Source organism: Paenibacillus sp. E222 (genome assembly GCF_013401555.1).
Lineage (GTDB): Bacteria > Bacillota > Bacilli > Paenibacillales > Paenibacillaceae > Paenibacillus.
Window position 1 is genome coordinate 1,652,863 of the sequence record NZ_CP058552.1, and the last position, 12,777, is coordinate 1,665,639.

At 49.7% G+C, this 12,777-nt stretch carries 11 protein-coding genes; 5 read left to right on the top strand and 6 right to left on the bottom strand.

The genetic code is table 11. The features are described 5' to 3' along the window. Nucleotides 1-24: 24 nt before the first annotated feature. On the bottom strand, nt 25-840 hold the full coding sequence (locus HW560_RS07385) for a hypothetical protein (protein ID WP_090903271.1): 816 nt from the start codon (nt 838-840) through the stop codon (nt 25-27). A gap of 63 nt (nt 841-903) precedes the next feature. After that, the gene (locus tag HW560_RS07390; RefSeq protein WP_371129179.1) at nt 904-1,257 is read right to left on the bottom strand and encodes an ArsR/SmtB family transcription factor; all 354 of its coding nucleotides are present in this window, start codon (nt 1,255-1,257) and stop codon (nt 904-906) included. Between the two features lie 125 nt (nt 1,258-1,382). Here HW560_RS07390 and HW560_RS07395 point away from each other — a divergent pair, with 125 nt between their 5' ends. Further along, nucleotides 1,383-1,757: a nuclear transport factor 2 family protein gene (locus HW560_RS07395; protein WP_179262581.1), complete on the top strand. Its 375-nt coding sequence runs from the start codon at nt 1,383-1,385 to the stop codon at nt 1,755-1,757. 613 nt (nt 1,758-2,370) lie between these two features. Here the strand turns inward: HW560_RS07395 and gntK are convergent. The 4 genes from gntK to HW560_RS07415 form a co-directional block, all read right to left on the bottom strand. Then, nucleotides 2,371-3,921 (bottom strand): gluconokinase, encoded by a 1,551-nt coding sequence (gene gntK / locus HW560_RS07400; protein WP_179262583.1) that lies wholly within the window; start codon nt 3,919-3,921, stop codon nt 2,371-2,373. A 183-nt stretch (nt 3,922-4,104) separates the two neighbouring features. Continuing rightward, on the bottom strand, nt 4,105-4,932 hold the full coding sequence (locus HW560_RS07405; RefSeq protein WP_072733733.1) for a carbohydrate ABC transporter permease: 828 nt from the start codon (nt 4,930-4,932) through the stop codon (nt 4,105-4,107). Between the two features lie 21 nt (nt 4,933-4,953). Then, complete coding sequence (locus HW560_RS07410) at nt 4,954-5,820, bottom strand: carbohydrate ABC transporter permease (protein WP_076287712.1); 867 nt, start codon at nt 5,818-5,820, stop codon at nt 4,954-4,956. Nucleotides 5,821-5,949: 129 nt separating this feature from the next. Further along, nucleotides 5,950-7,224, bottom strand: coding sequence for an ABC transporter substrate-binding protein (locus tag HW560_RS07415; protein WP_179262585.1), 1,275 nt, complete (start codon nt 7,222-7,224; stop codon nt 5,950-5,952). A gap of 321 nt (nt 7,225-7,545) precedes the next feature. Here HW560_RS07415 and HW560_RS07420 point away from each other — a divergent pair, with 321 nt between their 5' ends. From HW560_RS07420 to HW560_RS07435, 4 genes are all read left to right on the top strand, one after another. Further along, nucleotides 7,546-8,313: a GTP cyclohydrolase II gene (locus tag HW560_RS07420; RefSeq protein ID WP_090903282.1), complete on the top strand. Its 768-nt coding sequence runs from the start codon at nt 7,546-7,548 to the stop codon at nt 8,311-8,313. Between the two features lie 257 nt (nt 8,314-8,570). Further along, a complete protein-coding gene (locus tag HW560_RS07425) occupies nt 8,571-9,149 on the top strand; it encodes a glycerol-3-phosphate responsive antiterminator (protein WP_179262587.1) in 579 nt (192 codons plus the stop codon). A gap of 23 nt (nt 9,150-9,172) precedes the next feature. Further along, nucleotides 9,173-10,660 carry a glycerol kinase GlpK gene (gene glpK / locus HW560_RS07430; protein WP_090903286.1) on the top strand — a complete coding sequence of 496 codons (1,488 nt, stop codon included), beginning with the start codon at nt 9,173-9,175 and terminating at the stop codon, nt 10,658-10,660. A 392-nt stretch (nt 10,661-11,052) separates the two neighbouring features. Continuing rightward, complete coding sequence (locus tag HW560_RS07435; protein WP_179262589.1) at nt 11,053-12,711, top strand: glycerol-3-phosphate dehydrogenase/oxidase; 1,659 nt, start codon at nt 11,053-11,055, stop codon at nt 12,709-12,711. Nucleotides 12,712-12,777 lie beyond the last annotated feature (66 nt).

The following is a 12,777-nucleotide window of genomic DNA, read 5'->3' on the forward strand; positions in this document are numbered from 1 at the left end:
GCAGACCTAGGGCTGGTTAAGGTCTTAGAGTTTCTGGGGCAGATAGGAGCCAAAGATGGAAATTGCCGCATCTGCGCTATAACCGTCATCGCCCTGCCAGGTTGCGGCAAAGTGGAAGTCGCTGTACCCACCTCGGCTTTTCCGTGGCGTATCCTGCGGCTCAAGAAGACCGGATGCACCCCAGATTTCGAGGATGGCGTCGCGTTCCTGTTTGCTCGAAGGAAACAAGCCTTTCCACCGTTTTTCTAGCCCGCGTGCGCTCTCATGAGGCTCGCAGGTCTGCGCTGCTTCAAGCATGCTCACAAGTATTGCGATGTCTGCGTCAGTGACTTCATAGGTGGCTTCCTTGCTAGCCAGCAGTAGCTCCAGATCCATCAGGCAGTATAACAGGTTATTATGGCGGACCCCGCCCCATTTCACCCGTTCAAAGTTCAATACGTTCAGATCGACGTCCGTGTACGTCTTGTCCGATTGCAGGTGAAGGAAGTTGCAATCCCCGCAGGAGCTGGTGTTGGCATGCAGTGCACGGCGTTCCTCGTAGGTATGTAAAGGCAGTTGTGATGTTAGAGCCCAGCTGGAAAGAGCGCTCCGCAGATATACTTTTTTGGTAGACAAACTGTGTAAAAATGCCGATACTACCCGTCGCTTGATGGAGTTGTCCTGATGAATCTCATGCAAACGTGCGACAATCTCATCATGGGTAATGGTTAGCGGATCGAACATAACGCCTTTGCTTTTGGCATATTCAAAGTCATCCCCCGAGAAGGGAAGAGATGCTGTTTTCCAGCCGCCGCTTCCCCAGAAGGTGCCCAGCAGAATTTTTGCCGCTTTTTTATCCAAGAAATCATCCTCCTCTATGCAATCCATAAGATGATGTATCGCATGATTCAAGCTTCGTTTTCCTTAATGTACATATTCCTCGGTTGTATTCAGAATCAGTTCAACGAGACCGGGGAAACGGGTGCTCAAGTCTTCCTTTCGCAGAGAATAAAAGTGCTGTTTACCTTCAATGCGAGGCCGGATAAGGCCTGCTTCACGTAAGATTTTGATGTGATGAGACAACGTTGACTTGGAAATATGGTCTACTTCGAAGGCGGAACAGTTTTTCTCGCCAGAGCTGGCCAGACAGTGTGCAATTTTCATCCGTACCGGATCGCCCAGTGCGTTGCAGACCGCGGTCAAATTCAATTCCGAAGCCATAGGTATCGTGGGAGTTTTCATATCTATGACGGTAGCATATTCGACAATCTCTTTCAATGTTTGATTTTTTTCGAACTGAGGGTTGTTCTGGGGACGGAAAGTGTGGTACATTTCATCTCAGTTAGTTTGAAATTTTTCGAACTGAAATCCAAATTGGCTTATACATCTCAGGAGGAATACCCATGACTACCTTGTTAAACAACTATTTCCGTTTATTTGACGCTTCCCGTACAGACGAACGTGCGATGCAGGATCTGTTGTCCCTGTTTACACCGGATGCCGAGATTGTGCTGAACGGCACCAGCAGAACAGGATTCGATGGTTTTATGAAGGCTTTCTACGAGTACAATAAGGACGTAAAACATATGTGGGACGGGTGGGTGCTACAGACTGACGGCAGCTACCAAACGAACTGGGCGGTATGCGGACAAGCGGGGGACGGAACGGTGTATGCCAAAACAGGCATCGATATCGCTCGTGTGAACGAGGCGGGGCAGATAGTATATTTGGAAAATGTGCAGGCAGACAAGGATGCATTCAGTAAATATAACCAGTAATTCGCAGATAACCTGAAGACAACCTGTAACTTCACAGCAGCTCCATGCTGTGGAGTTTTGTTATGCCCATATATATTAATCATTATTTTTTTTCAGCATGCTGATTGCACTACTTTGCTTAAGATGCTCATCGGCACGTTATGAAGTGTGAAGGGAGCGAAGGAGTAACGTGGATCATTCTTGATTATACGTTGTGGAAAAAAGCCTGCATGAAAAAGGCCGTCCCCCATTGCACCAGGGGGACGGCCCTCATGAATGTTCATCTGACGGGTCATCGGGATGTCATATGTTATTACGAGCGGGCACAGCCCCCCAGAAGCCATCCTAGAATGGATAGGATGAACGGCTGCTTCCAACGAAGCTCACACACGCTATTGGAGGGTATTCGGCATAATCAGGTTTTTTAACGAATCTCAGGCACGCTATTGCCCTGTATTTTCAAATTATAGGCAGATATATGCTGCGATCAGCCGATATAAGGTGGCTGGAGTTCATTAGAATGCTAAACCAAGCTTTAAACCTCTAATAAGGTGCGTGTGGTTCGTTAGCGTATGGCGTTTGGCAGCAGGAAGGGTGGCCTATGATGAACTCGCCTACTGGCCTACCCAATCACTCACTTCTGCATCGTTTTATTCTGAAATGCAGCGATATCAGCATACTCCTCTTCAAACTTGCGGGAGATGCGGATGAAGATCGGCAGGAGTTCGCGATAGATGCGAACGCTATTCGGGTCTGGCTGATGCCGATGCGTTGATCCAATCATGCCGGAGACGGCACTGAGGGAATCGATGCGGCCAAGGGCATATAGCCCCAACACAGCTGCCCCGAGGCAGGAGCTCTCGATACTTTCGGGAATGATAACATCCTGATCGAAAATATCAGCCATCATCTGCCGCCATAGCTCGGAACGGGCGAAGCCGCCCGTAGCCTGAATTTTTTTGGGGCGCCCGATTTTCTCTTCAATTGCCAGCATGACGGTATACAGGTTAAACAAGACACCCTCAAGAGCAGCGCGAATCATATGCTCCTTCTTGTGATGCAGCGTCAGGCCAAAAAATGAGCCGCGTGCATTCGGATTCCATAGTGGAGCCCGCTCACCGGTCATGTACGGATGGAACAGCAGGCCTTCCGAGCCTGGGGGTACATTTTCGGCGACACGGGTCAATACTTCATACGGATCAATCCCGAGTCGTTTCGCTGTTTCTACCTCGGACGCTGCAAATTCATCCCGTATCCAGCGGAAAATGACTCCGCCATTGTTGACTGGACCGCCAATCACCCACGCATCCTCCGTGAGCGCATAACAGAAGAAGCGTCCTTTCGGATCAGTGACCGGCTTGTCCACGACGGTACGAATCGCTCCGCTGGTCCCGATCGTAACGGCCACAACGCCTGGATCAATGGCGTTAACACCCAGATTGGAGAGCACGCCGTCACTTGCCCCGATGACAAATGGCGTCGTATCCGCAATACCCATCTGCTTGGCATACTCCGGATTCAAACCTTTCTTGAGTACATGTGTCGTCGGCACAAGGCGGGACAGATGATCCGGGGTGATGCCTGCGACATGAAGAGCTTCCTCGTCCCAGTCGAGCTTTTCGAGATTCATCATTCCCGTGGCAGAGGCCATGGAGTGGTCAATCACATACTCGGAGAACAATTTATAAAAGACGTATTCTTTCATTGAAATAAATTTATGCGTCTGTTTGAACAGTTCCGGTTCATCGCGCGTCAGCCACATGATTTTGGTCAGAGGTGACATTGGATGAATCGGTGTACCGGTTCTCGAATAGATCTCGTGACCGTTCATTTCGGTTTTGAGCGCTTCCGTCCACTCGGCACTGCGATTGTCTGCCCAAGTCATCGCCCGCATTAGTGGTTTGCCATGTTCATCAACAGGCAGAATGCTGTGCATGGCCGAACTGAACGAGACGAACAGGATTTCATCCGGTTTGATGCCCGCCTTGGAGGTCGCTTGTTTAACCGATTCTACGACCGCTTTGAAAATATCTTCTGCATCCTGCTCTGCAATCGCAGGAGTAGGGGTATACAGCGGGTAATCGGCACCGCCTTGAGCCACAATCGTCCCGTTCTCTTCAAACAGGACGGCCTTGGTGGAGGTGGTGCCGATATCTACGCCGATCATATAGGGTGAAGAAGCCATTTTGTCATCCCTCTTTCTTGAATATATAAGTGAAATGAATGTGGTTACACGTTTACACTCCGGGTACAGAAAGCCCCTCCGCCCACGTGACGCTATTCACCCAACTTATATGGCATCTGGTATTTATCTATAGATAAGAATATCAGACTTGAGGGATGGATCAAAATGCGCTATCCGCCAGCTCTAATCCTTTACAGCTCCTGCGGCAATATCGGAGATAAACTGGCGGCTGATGAACAGGAACATCACAATCAGCGGAATTACTGCCAGCAGAGTACCGGCGATAACCATCGCGTAGTCCGTATTGTACAGTCCGTTTAATTGAGACAGCGCAATCTGCAGCGTATACTTTCGCGCATCCGTCAGGACGATCAGGGGCCAGAGATAATCATTCCATACGCCAATAAACGTGAACGCACCGAGGAAAGCAAACGCAGGTCGCAGAATAGGCAATGCCACGTTCCAATAGAGCCGGAAAAAATTACAGCCATCGATTCGTCCGGCATCCAGCAGGTCATTCGGTATAGACTCCGTGGCATATTGGCGAATCCAGAAGATGCCGAAGGCGTTCACCATGCCCGGAATAATGAGGGCTTTGAAGGAACCGACCCATCCGAACGTCGCCATAAGCACGAAGGAAGGAACCAGCGACAGCTGGGAAGGCACCATCATGGTGGCGAGCAGCAGGACGAAGAGCCATTTTTTACCCGGGAATTCAAACTTCGCAAACGCAAACCCTGCCAGTGAGTCAAAAAACAGCACCAGTACCGTCACCAGGCCCGACACAAACAACGTATTCATAAATGCGCCCCAGAAATCAATCTGCTGAAGCACCCGACTGATATTGTTCCACAGTTCGCCCCCGAACCAGAGCTGAGGTGGGAACTTATAAATGTCGGACGTCGTCCGGGTAGACATGACAATCAGCCAATAGAACGGGAACATGGAAATAAGCATGCCCCCGATAAGACCGATATACAACACCAGCGATTTGAGAGATTTGGACGTCATGAGCGTTCCCCCCTTGTCACATCAGGATGACTTGCCTTGAACAAGCTTCCAGTTCACAATCGAGAACAGGGCGATAATGAGGAACATGCCCCAACCAACCGCAGCACCGTAGCCAAAATAGTTGTTAATGAATGATTCGCGGTAAAGGTACAATACAATGGTCATCCCGGCTGCACCTGCGCCGCCATCGTTACCCACGAGAATTTGTGGCTCGGTAAATAGCTGCATGCCGCCGATCGTCGATGTGATCACAGTGAACAGAATGACGGGACGCAGCATCGGAATTGTAATTCGGAAAAAGGACTGTATTCCGGATGCACCGTCAATCTTGGCTGCCTCGTACAATGTCTGCGGGATGCTTTGAAGTCCGGCCAGATAGATGACTGCGTTGTATCCTGTCCAGCGCCAGACCACCATGGAGGAGATCGCCACTTTGATGCCCCATGGTGCATTCAGCCATTCCACCACTGGTAGCCCGACGGACTGGAGCAGATAGTTGAGGAAGCCATAATTGTTAGCAAACAAGGCACCGAAGATAATGGCGACGGCTACGATGGACGTCACGTTCGGCAGGAAATACCCCACCCGAAACAGCGTACGGAACTTCACAAAAGGGGCATGCAGTAAAAACGCAATGATCAGGGCAAAGAACAACATGGGGATGGTGGAATAGATCCAGATCATGAACGTGTTGCCCACCGCTTGCCAGAATTCAGCGTCAGTCAGCATATATTTAAAGTTGTTTAGTCCGTTATAGGTCATCACACCAATGCCATCCCATTTGTGGAAGGCCAGATATAAGGAAAAGCCGATCGGAAACAGTCCAAACACGGCAAACAGAATGTAAAACGGGGAGATCGCCACATAGAGTGCACGATGTTCCCACATCCTGGACAAGAGTGATTTCTGCCGATCCAAATCCGGACTTACCTTCCCCGGATTCGGAGTGAGGCGAGGTTCGGTTACAGCCATATGAATTCCTCCTTTGCGGATTGCCATCTCATTAGAGTGTCTGAATTAACGCTGTAACTCCCGCTCAACACGGTGAACCGTATCAGGCCAGACCTGCTCCGGGTTGGCATTTTGCTTCGCAATATCATTCAGCCGCCGAGTAATGATGTTGTGTACCGAAGGGTATCGTTCGCCAAAGAAAGCCTCTGGCACATGCTGTGCCGATTCGGCAAATACAGGTCCTGTTGCCTGCCCGCCGAAGAAGGGTTCTTCTTCTTTTATCGCCGGTGTATCAAACACACCAGGTGCCGAAGGAAACAGGTTCAACGTTTTATATTGTTCAAGCTGGTTATCCGGGCTTTGCAGCCACTGAATGACTTCGAACGCTTCTTTTGGGTGTTTGCTCGACTTCAAAATGGACAGAAATGATCCACCGTTATTGCCGTCTCCACCAGGAGCGCGAGTGACTCGCCACTTGCCAGATGTATCCGGCGCGGCTTCCTGCAGTACCTGCTTCATCCAGACCGCCCCCACAAAGGAAGCGATCTCACCATTATTCATCGCTGCGTTCCAGCCCGGGGTCCAGCCGTCTGCATTAGCAAGCAGCCCTTTTTGCTTGAAGGATACGGCGGTATCCCAGCTCTGCTTGACGAGTGGAGAATCCATGCCGATAAACGAGCCGTCAGGACGGAAATACCGTTCGGTTCCTTGGGATAACTCTTGATTGTAAACGGTTCCAATATTGTCGGTTAGAAAAACCTTGCCTCCGAACTTTTCCTTGATCTTTTCTCCTGCAGCAGAATAGGCATTCCAGTTGTTGATCTGACGAGCCACTTCTTCAGGCTCGGAAGGCAATCCGGCTTCCTTAAACAGATCTGCACGGTAGAAGAGGGCTGTCGGTCCCGTATCCATGGGGAAGCCGATCATCTGTCCGTCCGGTGTAACGCCTTGTTTCCATTTCCACGCCAGGTATTGGTCTTCGACGTCACCTGCGCCGAGATCATACAGATTATAGAAACGGTCCTCGCTGGGAAAGAGCTCCATGATCCAATCGTTCAATGCGACAATGTCGGGCTCACCTGAGCGCGCAGCGAGTGTCGTTTTGAGTTTTGCCTTGAAATCACCACCGATTTTCTGGGCGGTCAGTTCAATATTGGGGAACTTTTCCTTGGCCTTGGCAATCAGCTTATCATCGATGGAACGATTCCAGTACCATAATGTAAGCGTTACCTTTTTGTTGCTCGATGAATCGTTCTGTCCCGGCCAGATGGAGCATCCGCTCACCAGCATGACACAGACTAGCAGAATGGCTGTCCAGCATGTTCTTTTCCGGCGGATCATGTGATAACCCCCTCATCGTTAAGTTCGAGGCATGAAGTGCGATGGACTACAACATAAGTGTATGAGCAGTTTATAAACTCATACCCAATATTCCTGAAATGAAACACAAATTTGTGTCGGTTGCGTATCATAAATTTATTAGTTACTTTAGAAACAAAAGTTACTTGACACAACATAATTTTTATTTTAAACTTGCTTACATAAAGTAACTAATGATGATGACAATAATATAGATACGTATGATATGCAATTCAGTGATCCATTTTCCGTCTGGATGCGAATCAATTCATAACAAGATGGCTTAACAGGAGGAACTTACTAATGATTAATTCACATATTATTCAACTGCTTGCCCCCAAAATTCAGACTTTTCCGAGTGGAAAAGAATTCATTTATCTCGTTGGGCCGATTAAACTCCCAGTGAATCTGGATGGAGAGACACATACCTTCCAGTGGTACAGCTGGATGAAATCGGAGAAAGTCATGGAAAGCCGCGAGTTGATTGAATCTCTCGCTACTGCCGAACTGGCTGAACGTCAGCAATCCAGCGTATTGGTGTACGGTGAGTTTGCCGAAGCACAGGAAGCGCTGATTCGGATGCACAGCATCTGTCATACAGGCGACATCTTTGGTAGCAAACGCTGTGACTGCGGTTTCCAACTCGAGCAATCGATGAAGATGATTGCTGCCCATGGAGCAGGTGCACTCTTCTATCTGGCGAACCATGAGGGTCGTGGCATCGGTCTGTTCAGCAAAGCGATGGCGTACCTGCTGCAAGAGGAAGGTCTGGATACCGTTGACGCGAACCTGCAACTTGGGTTCACAGACGATGCGCGTAATTATGATGATGCCATTGCCGTATTGCGTGCGCTTCGTACAGCACCCGTTACATTGATCACCAACAATCCACGCAAGCTCGCTGCTTTGCAGGAAGCGGGACTGAATGTGGGTGGACGTGTGCCACTGTGGGGAGATCGCTCGTCCTTCAACGAAAAATATTTGCAGACCAAAGTGAGCCGTTCCGGTCACTTGGCAGAAAATGATGCATGGGCTGGTGAAGAGACCTTGCTTCCGCATGCCCAAGCCTAAAAGGTTGATCCCGATCCCGATCGATTGTTCAATATGATTTTGGCATAAAGCCTGTTTGCCATACGGTCCAATAAACAAGACAATTTAAGCTGTTTGTGTATACTCCTCCGGGTATACATGAACAGCTTTTTTGAGTTTAGAGAATGGAATGGCCCCGTCTCACGCCAAGAATTAATCTGACGGTCCTGACTTTGCTTGCCGTTCATACCATACGAACTATACAATATAGGCATCTGATTTATGCGGGAGGAACGAAGGTGCCATTTGAGGGACAGTATGTGTTACCGGCTGCCAAGAGCATGAAGCAGTTCGAAGCAATGATTGAAGGCCCTTTCACCTATGGGGTTATGCTGGATACGCACATCGCGCAGCTTCACAGTGTGATGGAGGAAGCGCGGCGGCGTGAGAAGAAAATATTACTGCATGCCGATCTGGTACAGGGGCTGAAGAACGATGAATATGCAGCAGAGTATTTATGCCAGCATATTCGCCCGGCAGGACTGATTTCGACGCGGGCCAGTGTAATTCAGAAGGCGAAGCAAAAAGGGATCACGGCCATTCAGCGCGTTTTCTTGCTGGATACAAATGCACTGGAGAAAAGTTATCTTTTGCTGTCCAAGACCCAGCCGGATTATATTGAAGTACTGCCCGGTGTTATCCCGCATATTATTGCAGAAGTATCCATACGGACAGGTATACCCATTATTGCAGGTGGGTTGATCCGCTCAACGGAAGAGGTTGGACTGGCGCTGGAAGCCGGGGCTACCGCAGTAACCACTTCCAACGTGGATCTGATTCGGCACTACAAGAACTCGCATACAGAATATAAGCAGTAATCCCACAACAGGAGGTTGTCTGTATGGAAAAATATATTATGGCACTGGATCAGGGGACGACGAGTTCCCGGGCGATTTTATTTAACCGGAGCGGGGAGATTGTGCATATTGCACAGCAGGAATTTCCGCAGTATTTTCCCAAGCCGGGCTGGGTGGAGCAGAACGCCAATGAAATTTGGAGCTCCATTCTGGCAGTGATGGCTTCATGTCTGGCCGAAAGTGGAATCAAGCCGGTCCAGATTGCCGGCATCGGCATTACGAACCAGCGGGAAACGGTTGTGGTATGGGACAAAGAAACGGGCCGGCCCATCTATAATGCAGTGGTCTGGCAGTCCAGACAAACGGCTGACATTTGTGATGAGTTGAAGGCGAAGGGCCTGGGTGACCTTTTTCATCGCAAAACGGGCTTACTCATTGACCCTTACTTCTCGGGAACCAAGGTAAAGTGGATTCTGGATCATGTGCCAGATGCTCGCGAGCGTGCCGAGAAGGGTGAGCTCCTGTTTGGTACGATCGATAGTTGGCTGATCTGGAAGCTGAGCGGTGGTACACATGTCACTGATGTATCCAATGCTTCTCGCACTTTAATGTACAACATCTATGATCTGCAATGGGATGAGGAATTGCTGCACATTCTGGATATTCCCAAAGCCATGCTGCCGGAAGTGCGCGGTTCATCCGAGGTTTACGCACATACGGTTGACTACCACTTCTTCGGTCATCGGATTCCGATTGCCGGAGCAGCAGGAGATCAGCAGTCGGCATTATTCGGTCAGGGCTGTTATACGAAGGGGAGCATGAAAAATACGTATGGCACCGGATGTTTTATGCTCATGAATACTGGAGAACAACCCGTACAGTCCAACCATGGGCTGATTACAACCATCGCCTGGGGCATTCATGGCAAGATCGAGTATGCGCTGGAAGGCAGTATTTTTGTCGCAGGTTCGGCGGTACAGTGGCTGCGTGACGGCTTACGGATGCTTCGTTCCTCAAAAGACAGTGAGGACTATGCGGCACGTGTACCCTCTACAGACGGTGTTTATATGGTGCCTGCATTTGTGGGTCTGGGCAGCCCTTACTGGGACAGTGAAGTTAAGGGAGCGGTGTTTGGTTTGACGCGTGGAACCACCAAAGAACACTTTATCCGTGCAACTCTGGAAGCACTGGCGTATCAGACCAAGGATGTACTGGAGGCAATGGAATCCGATTCAGGTATGCCGGTGAATGCCTTGCGTGTGGATGGGGGAGCGGCTGCCAATGATTTTCTGATGCAATTCCAAAGTGATATTCTGAATATTCCTGTGGAGCGCCCCAATGTGAACGAAACGACGGCATTAGGTGCGGCTTATCTGGCAGGACTGGCAGTAGGATATTGGGACAGCGCGGATGAATTGGCGAATCACGAGAATACGGAGCGTGTCTTCCATCCGGTTATGGCGGAGGAAGAGCGTACAGAACGGTATGCAGGGTGGCAACGTGCTGTGAAGGCAGCGATGGTGTTCAAATGAGTGGATTATATTTCAAATGGGCATTTGTACTTTTTCGATAAAGTTCTACAATAAATGATATTTATTGGTGGAAAATGATGCATAACTTACAGGGGTTATTTTCCTGGAGAAGAGAAAACATATACCCACTATAAGGAAAAATAAATGATTAGTGGATCAGTTTGAAATTCCATCCGCAGGCAGAACAACTTTTTGAAATTTTTTTGAATAATGTGTCATTTCAGGCCTTCACGCCGCCTTAAATGTGTGATAGGATTAAGTCACAAGTTAAAAAAATGATGTCTGGAGATCGGGAGAGACCACGTACCGCTCAGCAATTGCTGAAGCGAATGACGTGGTCTTTTTTTGTGCTTTTGTGGGTAAAACAAAGGTAATGAATGGGAGGGATCGGCATGACAGCATCGTTCTCGGCGGAAAAGCGTACGGAATATTTGGATCGGATGGCGAATGCACATTTTGACATATTGATTATTGGTGGGGGAATCACGGGAGCCGGGATTGCGCTCGATGCAGCTTCCCGCGGATTGAAGACAGCACTGGTGGAAATGCAGGATTTTGCGGCAGGCACATCCAGTCGTTCGACCAAACTGGTGCATGGCGGTCTACGGTATCTGAAGCAGTTTGAAGTGAAAATGGTGGCTGAGGTGGGACGGGAGCGAGCGGTGGTGTACGAGAATGGACCGCATGTGACGACACCCGAACCGATGCTGCTCCCCATCTATACGGCGGGTACCTTTGGCCGCTTCAGCACATCCATTGGCCTGATGGTGTATGACCGACTTGCCGGAGTAAAACGTAGTGAACGACGTCAGATGTTAAAAGCCGGGGCCGTCTCAGACAGTGAACCTTTGCTGCGCAAGGACGGACTGCTGGGTGGTGGACGCTATGTGGAATACCGAACGGATGATGCCCGGCTTACCATGGAAGTGATGAAGGAAGCAGTACAGCGCGGTGCACAGGCCGTGAACTATGTAAAAGCAGCAGCATTCCTGAAGGATAATGGGGTTATTACAGGTATTCAGGCTGTGGACCAGATCAGCGGTCAATCTTATGATTTGCAGGCAACAAAGGTGATTAATGCTTCCGGTCCATGGGTGGATGAGCTGCGCAAGATCGATGGTCCCCGCCAGGGCAAAACGTTGCAGATGACGAAAGGTATTCATCTGGTATTCGACGGTACGCGGTTCCCGTTAAGGCAGGCTGTATATTTTGATACACCGGATGGACGAATGGTCTTTGCTGTTCCGAGGGATGGGAAAACCTATGTAGGAACCACAGATACCGTCTTCGAAGATGATCCCGCACACCCGCTAATCTCCGAGGCAGACCGTGATTATGTCATCGATGCCGTCAACGGCATGTTTCCGGGTGTTCGGATTCGAGCCGAGGACGTGGAGTCCGGTTGGGCAGGCGTGCGTCCGTTAATCCATGAGGAGGGTAAAGGGCCTTCCGAAATTTCGCGCAAGGACGAAGTGTGGGTAGCCCATTCGGGGTTGATCACGATTGCCGGGGGTAAATTAACAGGGTACCGGAAAATGGCCGAGATGGTTGTTGATCTCGCTGCTAGCCAATTGGAGCAGGAGACGGGGAGATCCGTTGGACCATGTATAACGAAAAAGATGCCGATCTCTGGAGGTCATGTTGGCGGTTCCGCCGGATTTGGTGCGTATGCTGAACGCAAGATTAAGGATGGCGTCGCACTTGGACTTGATCGATCTGCTGCTGAGCGATTAGCACGAGTATATGGTTCCAATGTGGACGCATTGTATGAGCGGATGCCTGATCCGCGGGCAAAGGCCGAGCTGCATGCTATGCCACAGGAACTGCTGCTAATGCTGCGTTATGCCATTGACGAGGAGATGGCTGTGACACCGGCGGACTTTTTTGTGAGACGCACCGGAGACCTGTTTTTCCGCATTGACGAAGTCCGTCAGTATAAGGCAGCGGTTATTCAGTATATGGCTGAACGCCTGGATTGGCCGGAGGAACAAGCGATACGGTTTGCGAATGAACTGGATCAGCTGCTCTGGGAAGCATCGGGCAAAATGTAATGCAGGATTTCGCATCTGGGGGTCGAATGGAACATGTAAGCGTGTAACAAGGAGAGGGGATTACAT

Excerpts from the sequence above, each read along its gene's own strand:
- gntK (WP_179262583.1), bottom strand. The coding sequence starts at position 3,921 with ATGGCTTCTTCACCCTATATGATCGGCGTAGATATCGGCACCACCTCC.
- HW560_RS07415 (WP_179262585.1), bottom strand. The coding sequence starts at position 7,224 with ATGATCCGCCGGAAAAGAACATGCTGGACAGCCATTCTGCTAGTCTGT.
- HW560_RS07405 (WP_072733733.1), bottom strand. The coding sequence starts at position 4,932 with ATGACGTCCAAATCTCTCAAATCGCTGGTGTTGTATATCGGTCTTATC.
- HW560_RS07435 (WP_179262589.1), top strand. The coding sequence starts at position 11,053 with ATGACAGCATCGTTCTCGGCGGAAAAGCGTACGGAATATTTGGATCGG.
- HW560_RS07420 (WP_090903282.1), top strand. The coding sequence starts at position 7,546 with ATGATTAATTCACATATTATTCAACTGCTTGCCCCCAAAATTCAGACT.
- HW560_RS07410 (WP_076287712.1), bottom strand. The coding sequence starts at position 5,820 with ATGTGGGAACATCGTGCACTCTATGTGGCGATCTCCCCGTTTTACATT.
- HW560_RS07395 (WP_179262581.1), top strand. The coding sequence starts at position 1,383 with ATGACTACCTTGTTAAACAACTATTTCCGTTTATTTGACGCTTCCCGT.
- glpK (WP_090903286.1), top strand. The coding sequence starts at position 9,173 with ATGGAAAAATATATTATGGCACTGGATCAGGGGACGACGAGTTCCCGG.